Annotated in this window: 1 protein-coding gene; it reads left to right on the top strand. The window is 42.4% G+C overall.

Translation table 11 applies throughout. The annotated features are described in order from the left end of the window. Positions 1-394, top strand: a 394-nt coding sequence (locus J8L88_RS23440; RefSeq protein ID WP_211062095.1) for a DUF11 domain-containing protein, incomplete at both ends; no start/stop codon positions are given.

Genomic DNA, 394 nt, shown 5'->3' with positions numbered 1-394 from the left:
GCGAGTGATCAGTTTGATCCTGATAGTGATCCGACGCAAGATGATACAGTAGATGATAATGGTGATGGTATTGCCGATGATGATGAGGATAGTATAACGATCGCTCCAGAACAAGCAGATTTAAGTATAAGCAAAGGCTTACAGAGTGGTAGTGCTACTCCAGATGTTGGCGATACGTTAGTTTTTGAGTTAACGATTACCAATGACGGTCCTAGTGATGCCACTGGAGTTGATGTAGAGGATGTATTGCCAATTGGTTTAACGTTAGTGAGCGTTAATAATGGTGGTATTATCGTTGGCGGCGATACTGCGAGTTGGTCCAATTTATTTGTTCCAAGTAGTAGTTTTATCACTTTAACCTATGAGGCTACAGTAAATGCACCAACGGGCGCTG

Source organism: Aquimarina sp. MMG015, assembly GCF_018100855.1.
Lineage (GTDB): Bacteria > Bacteroidota > Bacteroidia > Flavobacteriales > Flavobacteriaceae > Aquimarina > Aquimarina latercula.
This window is presented reverse-complemented; position numbering and strand designations above follow the sequence as displayed.